We start from the raw sequence: 8,022 nt of genomic DNA, 5'->3' as shown, positions 1-8,022 counted from the left end.
GTGAACAATGGGGAAGTCACCCTGTCGCAGCCGTAAGCGGGAGGCCGGCTTCACTTTCATGGAAGTCGTCCTCGTGCTGCTCGTCGTGTCCGCCGTCACGCTGGCATCCGTCCATGCCGCCGGCCGCGTGCCGTCGGGCGGCGGCCTGATGAGATTCGAAGAACAGCTGAAGGCGGACATCCAGACGCTCCAGTCCTATACGCTGGCAAACCGGGTCACCGGACGGCTCGTGTTCACGAGCGACGGGACCGGTTACATCGGCTCCGGGGAAAATTCGGAAATCCTGTTCAGGCGCGCGTTGCCAGAAGGAGTGACCGTCTCCAGATACGGGACCCTCCGGAACATCGAATTCAATCCCCGGGGTTCGGTCGCCGCATTCGGAACGATCCACTTTGATGCGCCGTCAGGGACGCTGAAGCTGAAAGTGCATATCGGAAAGGGGCGGGTTTCGTTTGAACGATGAGCGGGGCTATTCCTGGCCGGAAGCGATGCTCAGCCTCATTGTCGTGTCGGTCGTATGGCTGCTGCTCATTCCGGCAGCGGACCGGATGACGCTGAAGATGGACGAGCGGCGATTGGCCGCCCAGGCGGCGTCGGTTGCGGCCGATGCGGCGGATGCCCACTTGGCCTACGGCGAATCTGCCGGCCATCACCTGATCGACGGCACCCGCTTTGACTGGTGGATGGAAAGGGGAGGAGTCTGTGTTTCCTACCGGTCGCTTTCGGGCGAGGAATCGCTCTGCATCATTCCTTGATCATCCGGAGAGGGGCTACACGTTCACCGAGTCGATGCTTCAGCTTCTCATTTTTTCGTTTTTCAGCCTTTTCTCTCTCGCCTTCCTCGTATGGGCGGGGCAGACCGCGGTTCATCTCGGGGACCCCTCGGCCGTTGAATGGGAGCTTTTCCGCCGCGAGTTTTCGGAGTATCTGAAGGAGACCGATGGAATCGCCGTCCCGGAAGGCGGAAAAGGCGTTTCCGTCCGGCGGGGCGGGGTAGTCATCGATATCGAGGAATTCAAAGACGGGGCACTGTTGAGAAAACGGGTCGACCGGAAAGGCCATGAGCCGATGCTGACCGATGTCTCCTCCGCAAGCTTTGCGCTTGAGGGCCATCGTCTCAATCTGGAAGTCGTTTTCGGCAACGGCCGGGAAAGGAGGACCACCCATACGATTACGTTCCGCAACGGGGAGGAGTGAATCGGGGGCCGCTTTGCCCGCCGCGCTTTTCCTGCTGCTCCTCAGCACCGCTTTCTTCCTTTCCGCCACTGCTGCTTATCTCGGCCAACTCCACGCCTATACGTTGTTGGAATCGGCCGCGACTCGTGATACGATTATGAAAATCGAATCGGTTTCACAAGAATCGGCTTCACAGGCAGGCAGGTGGGAAGATGAAGAAAGTGTATCTGATCGGATACATGGGCTCGGGGAAATCAGCGATCGGCAGGAGGCTGAGCTACGCGCTCAAGATGCCCTTCTACGACATGGACCGGGAGATTGAACGAAAGGAGGGCATGAAAATACCGGAAATCTTCGAACGGTTCGGCGAGGACTACTTCCGCCGCCAGGAGACTGCATTCCTCAATGAATTCCGGGACGAATGGTGCATCATTTCCACCGGCGGAGGAACGCCGATGAGGAAAGAGAACCGGGAGATCATGAGGAAGACCGGGCTCGTCCTGTTCCTCAACGCCCCGTTCCACGAGATCTGGCGCCGGATCAGGACCGACCGCAACCGGCCGATCGTGCAGCGTTCGACCCGGGAGGAGCTCCAGCAGCTTTACGGCGAGCGCAAGAAGATCTACAGGAAGACGGCCCATATTACGGTGAACACGGAAGGGAGATCGCTGCGCCAGGCCACGGAATATGCAGCCAGGCAGGTCAGGCGGCTGAGAAGCAGGTAGAGATCTGCTGCACCGCCTGCTTTCCCGAACGATCTGCGCGACTCTGCGAATTTCATTCGTCTATGGAAGGAATCATAAAAAAGATTGCGTTTTCTGCCTGTTCAATGTTAGGATATAGGCAAAGCGGCAGACGCTTTGAAGTAATCCGACAGTTGAATAACGAGGCGCCATGCGCCGGGCGGATGAATGTACGGGGAGAGAACGCGAAATGCGTCGCCGAAGGAGCAAATAACAGCTGTTATGAATCTCTCAGGCAAAAAGACTCGTACAGGACGCATCTCTGGAGAGTGCCGGACAGGCCGGCCACCAACGAGGAAAACCGATCAGGAAAACTTTCAGGTGACAGGACAGAGGACCCGATTCAAGGGGCCTCTGTCTTTTTATTCTGGAAAAAGGGAGGAAAACGGCGTGACCGATGAGTTGCTGCGCACCCCGCTGTTCGATCTGTACAAACAGCACGGTGCAAAAACGATCGATTTTGGAGGATGGGATCTGCCCGTCCAATTTTCCGGCATCAAGGCGGAACATGAGGCGGTCCGGAACCGCGCAGGGCTGTTCGATGTTTCCCATATGGGCGAGGTGATCGTCGAAGGTCCGGACAGCACCGCTTTTCTTCAAAAGCTTGTGACGAATGATGTGTCGAAACTGACGGAGGGCCGTGCACAGTATACCGTCATGTGCAACGAAGACGGCGGCACGGTGGATGATCTGCTCATCTATAAACTGTCCGGCGACAAGTATCTGGTTGTAGTCAACGCGGCGAACACGGAAAAAGACGTCCGGTGGATGCAGCGTCACGCGGAAGGGGACGTCTCCGTGACGGATGTTTCCGATGACTATGCGCTTCTCGCGCTGCAGGGGCCGCTTGCACAGGAGATCCTGTCCAGGCTCACGGACGAGCCGCTCGAAGACATCAAGTTTTTCCGTTTCCGCGAAGGGGTGGAGATTGCGGGACACCCGGCCCTCGTTTCCCGGACGGGTTACACAGGCGAAGACGGGTTCGAAATTTACACATCGCCGGAGTCGGCGCGTGCTCTCTGGACGGAAATCCTGCGTGCGGGGGAACCGGACGGTCTTCTTCCTGCAGGTCTCGGTGCCCGTGACACTCTCCGGTTTGAAGCGGGGCTCCCGCTCTACGGGCAGGAGCTGTCCGACTCGGTCTCTCCTCTCGAGGCGGGCCTCGGCTTCGTCGTGAAGCTCGGCAAAGAAGAAGACTTCATCGGCAAGGAAGCACTCGCCCGGCAAAAAGAGGCGGGGGTGCCGAGGAAGGTCGCCGGCCTGGAAATGATCGACAAGGGAATTCCTCGCACGGGATATGCGGTTTACAAGGACGGGGAGAAGGTCGGGGAAGTGACGACCGGCACCCAGTCCCCGACGATCGGCAAAAATGTCGGGAACGCCCTGATCCGTGCGGAATACGCAAACCCGGGCGAAGAACTTGAAGTCGAAGTGAGAAAGCGCCGCCTGAAGGCGAAAGTTGTGGAAACTCCGTTCTACAAGCGTCCGAAATCCCAATGAAGAGAGGTCCAGATAAAATGAAGCATCGCTATCTGCCGATGACCGAAACCGATAAGAAGGAAATGCTCCAGACAATCGGAATTGATTCGGTCGAAGAACTGTTTTCCGACATCCCTGAAAAAGTCCGTTTCAAGCGCGAGTATGACATCAAGCCGGCGCTCTCGGAGACCGACCTGATGAAGGAGCTGTCCGCGCTTGCCGCGATGAATGCCGACAGCCTTTCCCACGCCACATTCATCGGCGCCGGCGTCTATGATCACTACAAGCCGGTCGTCGTCGACCATGTGATTTCCCGTTCCGAATTTTACACGGCCTACACGCCGTACCAGCCGGAATTGTCGCAGGGCGAGCTGCAGGCCCTNGTCTCCGTGACGGATGTTTCCGATGACTATGCGCTTCTCGCGCTGCAGGGGCCGCTTGCACAGGAGATCCTGTCCAGGCTCACGGACGAGCCGCTCGAAGACATCAAGTTTTTCCGTTTCCGCGAAGGGGTGGAGATTGCGGGACACCCGGCCCTCGTTTCCCGGACGGGTTACACAGGCGAAGACGGGTTCGAAATTTACACATCGCCGGAGTCGGCGCGTGCTCTCTGGACGGAAATCCTGCGTGCGGGGGAACCGGACGGTCTTCTTCCTGCAGGTCTCGGTGCCCGTGACACTCTCCGGTTTGAAGCGGGGCTCCCGCTCTACGGGCAGGAGCTGTCCGACTCGGTCTCTCCTCTCGAGGCGGGCCTCGGCTTCGTCGTGAAGCTCGGCAAAGAAGAAGACTTCATCGGCAAGGAAGCACTCGCCCGGCAAAAAGAGGCGGGGGTGCCGAGGAAGGTCGCCGGCCTGGAAATGATCGACAAGGGAATTCCTCGCACGGGATATGCGGTTTACAAGGACGGGGAGAAGGTCGGGGAAGTGACGACCGGCACCCAGTCCCCGACGATCGGCAAAAATGTCGGGAACGCCCTGATCCGTGCGGAATACGCAAACCCGGGCGAAGAACTTGAAGTCGAAGTGAGAAAGCGCCGCCTGAAGGCGAAAGTTGTGGAAACTCCGTTCTACAAGCGTCCGAAATCCCAATGAAGAGAGGTCCAGATAAAATGAAGCATCGCTATCTGCCGATGACCGAAACCGATAAGAAGGAAATGCTCCAGACAATCGGAATTGATTCGGTCGAAGAACTGTTTTCCGACATCCCTGAAAAAGTCCGTTTCAAGCGCGAGTATGACATCAAGCCGGCGCTCTCGGAGACCGACCTGATGAAGGAGCTGTCCGCGCTTGCCGCGATGAATGCCGACAGCCTTTCCCACGCCACATTCATCGGCGCCGGCGTCTATGATCACTACAAGCCGGTCGTCGTCGACCATGTGATTTCCCGTTCCGAATTTTACACGGCCTACACGCCGTACCAGCCGGAATTGTCGCAGGGCGAGCTGCAGGCCCTGTTCGAGTTCCAGACGATGATCTGCCAGCTCACCGGCATGGACCTCGCCAACTCCTCGATGTATGACGGCGGGACGGCGCTCGCCGAGGCCGGCACGCTTGCCGCGGGCCACACGCGCCGCAAGAAGCTGCTCATCTCGGCAGCCGTGCATCCGGAGTACCGTGCCGTCGTCCGGACTTATGCGGCCGGCCAGTCGATCGACGTCGTCGACATTCCGATGAAAGACGGAAAAACGGACTACGAGGCGCTCGGCGGCATGGTTGACGGCGAAACGGCCGGAGTCATGGTCCAGTATCCGAACTTCTTCGGCCAGATCGAAGACATCCGCGAAGCGGCGGAACTGGCGCATGCACATAAGGCGCTGTTCATCGTTTCCTCCAATCCGCTCGCCCTTTCCGTGCTGACCCCTCCGGGTGAGCTCGGCGCGGACATCACGGTCGGGGATGCCCAACCGTTCGGGATTCCCGAATCGTTCGGCGGCCCGCACTGCGGCTATTTCGCCGTGACGGAAAAGCTCATGAGAAAAGTTCCGGGCCGCCTGATCGGCGAGACGGTTGACGAGGAAGGGCGCCGCGGCTACGTGCTGACGCTCCAGGCGCGCGAGCAGCATATCCGCCGGGACAAAGCGACTTCCAACATCTGCTCGAACCAGGCCCTCGTCGCGCTTGCCGCGTCCGTCGCCATGACGGCGCTCGGCAAGGAAGGCACGAGGGAAATGGCACGGCAGAACATTTCGAAGACCCAGTATGCGATCAATGCGTTCAAGAAAGCAGGCTTCAACGTCAAGTTCGACGGCCCGTGCTTCAACGAATTCGTCGTGGAAACGAAAGAGCCTGTCGGAGCGCTCAACAAGCGTCTGCTTGAATCGAAGATCATCGGCGGTTACGACCTCGGGCTCACTTATCCGGAGCTTGAGGGCCATACGCTCATCGCGGTGACCGAACTTCGGACGAAGGAAGAAATCGATGCACTTGTGCAGGAAATGGAGGCCATCCATGCATAACGAAAATCAGCCGCTCATCTTTGAAATCAGCAAGGAGGGCAGGATCGGCTATAGCCTTCCGGAGCTCGATGTTCCGGAGGCGGACCTTTCCGCGCTCATCCCCGAAGGCCTGCTCCGCGAAGAGCCGGCCCCGCTGCCGGAAGTGTCGGAACTGGACATCATGCGCCACTACACGGCCCTGTCCAACCGGAACCACGGCATCGACTCGGGCTTCTATCCGCTCGGGTCTTGCACGATGAAGTACAATCCGAAAGTGAACGAGGAAGTGGCGCGCCTATCCGGCTTCGCTAACATCCACCCGCTGCAGGATGAGTCGTCCGTCCAGGGTGCCATGGCGCTCATGTACGACCTCCAGGAGCATCTCGTCGAAATCACCGGCATGGACGAAGTGACGCTGCAGTCGGCGGCCGGTGCCCAGGGCGAATGGACGGCGCTCATGATGATCCGCGCCTTCCATGAAGCAAACGGCGATCACCAGCGCACAAAAGTCATCGTCCCGGACTCCGCGCACGGAACGAACCCGGCTTCCGCCGCTGTCGCGGGCTTTGACACGGTCACGGTCAAGTCGGCCGATGACGGCCTTGTCGACCTCGATGACCTCCGCAGGGTCGTCGGTGAAGACACGGCAGCGCTCATGCTCACGAACCCGAACACGCTCGGTCTGTTCGAGGAACATATCCTTGAGATGGCCGAGATCATCCACGGGGTCGGCGGCAAGCTGTATTATGACGGCGCCAACCTGAATGCGGTCATGGGCAAAGTCCGTCCGGGGGACATGGGCTTCGATGCCGTCCACCTGAACCTCCACAAGACGTTCACGGGTCCTCACGGCGGCGGCGGACCGGGTTCCGGGCCTGTCGGCGTGAAGAAGGAGCTCGTCCCGTTCATGCCGAAGCCGGTGCTCGTGAAGAAAGACGACCGGTACACGTTCGACTACGACCGTCCGCAGACGATCGGCCGCATCAAGCCGTTCTACGGAAACTTCGGCATCAACGTCCGGGCATACGCTTACATCCGTTCCATGGGGGCGGAAGGCTTGAAGCTCGTCTCGGAATATGCCGTCCTGAACGCCAATTACATGATGCGCAAGCTCGCCCCGTACTACGAGCTTCCGTACGACCAGCACTGCAAGCATGAATTCGTGCTGAGCGGAAGCCGGCAGAAGAAGCTCGGCGTGCGCACGCTCGACATCGCCAAGCGGCTCCTCGACTTCGGCTTCCACCCGCCGACCGTCTACTTCCCGCTCAATGTGGAGGAAGGCATGATGATCGAACCGACGGAGACCGAATCGAAGGAAACGCTTGACGCGTTCATCGATGCGCTGATCAAGATCGCCAAAGAAGCGGAGGAGACGCCTGAAGTCGTCCAGGAAGCTCCGCACACGACCGTCGTCAGCCGCCTTGATGAAACACGGGCCGCCCGCAAGCCGGTCCTGAAGTACATCCCGAAAGAAGAAAACGAACCCGTCGCAGTGAACTGACCCGGGTCCGGATGAATATCAAAAACCTGCAGGTGCCTATGCCCTGCAGGTTTTTGTCGTGGGGTCACGATGTGGCCGGACCGCCTTCGGTAACGGTGCACGCGGTAGCCTAGAGTCCTGCGGGCGGCCGGATCGGAGAATGGGTGAGGTATGCATCCGGTTCCGCGTTGGATTTTTGCCCGGAAGGAGAGAAGCTCACGAACTGAGGATAAGGCGAGTGTAATCGGATCGGGGCTGAGTGTAATCGGAGCAGGGCCGATTGTAATCGGAGGACAGGCGAGTGTGATCGCAGCGGGGGTGAGTGTAATCGGAGTGCGGACGGGTGCATTCGCATTAGTTTTTCCCGCAGGTGTCTCGTGGATTTCTTTTTCATTTGAACAGAACTTACAAGTGAACCGGACACCATCTCTGAATCTTTCGTCCATACTCCGACTTTTCCGCCTATGCTCCGATTTTTCCGTCCATACTCCGAAATTGTTGTCCATACTCCGATTTTTCCGCCCATGCTCCGAAATTGTCGTCCATACTCCGATCTTCCGGTCCATACTCCGAAATTGTCGCCCATACTCCGATTTTCCGGCCCATGCTCCGAAATTGTCGTCCAAACTCCGATTTTCCGGTCCATGCTCCGAAATTGTCGTCCATACTCCGATTTTCCGGTCCATACTCCGAAATTGGCACCCATACTC

The 8,022-nt window shown here is 58.6% G+C and carries 8 protein-coding genes and 1 riboswitch; all 8 genes read left to right on the top strand.

What is annotated here, in order from left to right; genetic code table 11:
- Positions 1-58 precede the first annotated feature (58 nt).
- The 8 genes from BN1189_RS13370 to gcvPB all read left to right on the top strand — a co-directional run bounded on the left by BN1189_RS13370 (position 59) and on the right by gcvPB (position 7,333).
- Complete coding sequence (locus BN1189_RS13370) at positions 59-463, top strand: hypothetical protein (protein WP_040228741.1); 405 nt, start codon at positions 59-61, stop codon at positions 461-463.
- Positions 453-755, top strand: coding sequence for a hypothetical protein (locus BN1189_RS13365; RefSeq protein WP_040228739.1), 303 nt, complete (start codon positions 453-455; stop codon positions 753-755). The genes BN1189_RS13370 and BN1189_RS13365 overlap by 11 nt, the downstream gene beginning before the upstream one ends.
- Positions 703-1,197, top strand: coding sequence for a competence type IV pilus minor pilin ComGF (gene comGF, locus BN1189_RS13360; RefSeq protein WP_179860959.1), 495 nt, complete (start codon positions 703-705; stop codon positions 1,195-1,197). The genes BN1189_RS13365 and comGF overlap by 53 nt, the downstream gene beginning before the upstream one ends.
- A gap of 191 nt (positions 1,198-1,388) precedes the next feature.
- Positions 1,389-1,901, top strand: coding sequence for a shikimate kinase (locus tag BN1189_RS13355; RefSeq protein ID WP_040228737.1), 513 nt, complete (start codon positions 1,389-1,391; stop codon positions 1,899-1,901).
- Positions 1,902-2,083: 182 nt separating this feature from the next.
- Positions 2,084-2,176: riboswitch (glycine riboswitch) on the top strand.
- A gap of 133 nt (positions 2,177-2,309) precedes the next feature.
- Entirely contained in the window at positions 2,310-3,419 is a 1,110-nt protein-coding gene (gene gcvT / locus BN1189_RS13350) for a glycine cleavage system aminomethyltransferase GcvT (RefSeq protein WP_040228735.1), read from the top strand.
- On the top strand, positions 3,416-4,489 hold the full coding sequence (gene gcvT / locus BN1189_RS13345) for a glycine cleavage system aminomethyltransferase GcvT (RefSeq protein WP_082194269.1): 1,074 nt from the start codon (positions 3,416-3,418) through the stop codon (positions 4,487-4,489). The genes gcvT (BN1189_RS13350) and gcvT (BN1189_RS13345) overlap by 4 nt, the downstream gene beginning before the upstream one ends.
- A 17-nt stretch (positions 4,490-4,506) precedes the next feature.
- Complete coding sequence (gene gcvPA / locus BN1189_RS13340; protein ID WP_040228733.1) at positions 4,507-5,853, top strand: aminomethyl-transferring glycine dehydrogenase subunit GcvPA; 1,347 nt, start codon at positions 4,507-4,509, stop codon at positions 5,851-5,853.
- Positions 5,846-7,333 carry an aminomethyl-transferring glycine dehydrogenase subunit GcvPB gene (gene gcvPB, locus BN1189_RS13335; RefSeq protein ID WP_040228732.1) on the top strand — a complete coding sequence of 496 codons (1,488 nt, stop codon included), beginning with the start codon at positions 5,846-5,848 and terminating at the stop codon, positions 7,331-7,333. Before gcvPA ends, gcvPB begins: the two co-directional genes overlap by 8 nt.
- Positions 7,334-8,022: the final 689 nt, after the last annotated feature.

Source organism: Bhargavaea cecembensis (genome assembly GCF_000826125.2).
Taxonomy (GTDB): domain Bacteria; phylum Bacillota; class Bacilli; order Bacillales_A; family Planococcaceae; genus Bhargavaea; species Bhargavaea cecembensis_B.
The sequence above is the reverse complement of the archived record's forward strand: the minus strand, read 5'-3'. Positions and strand labels throughout refer to the sequence as shown.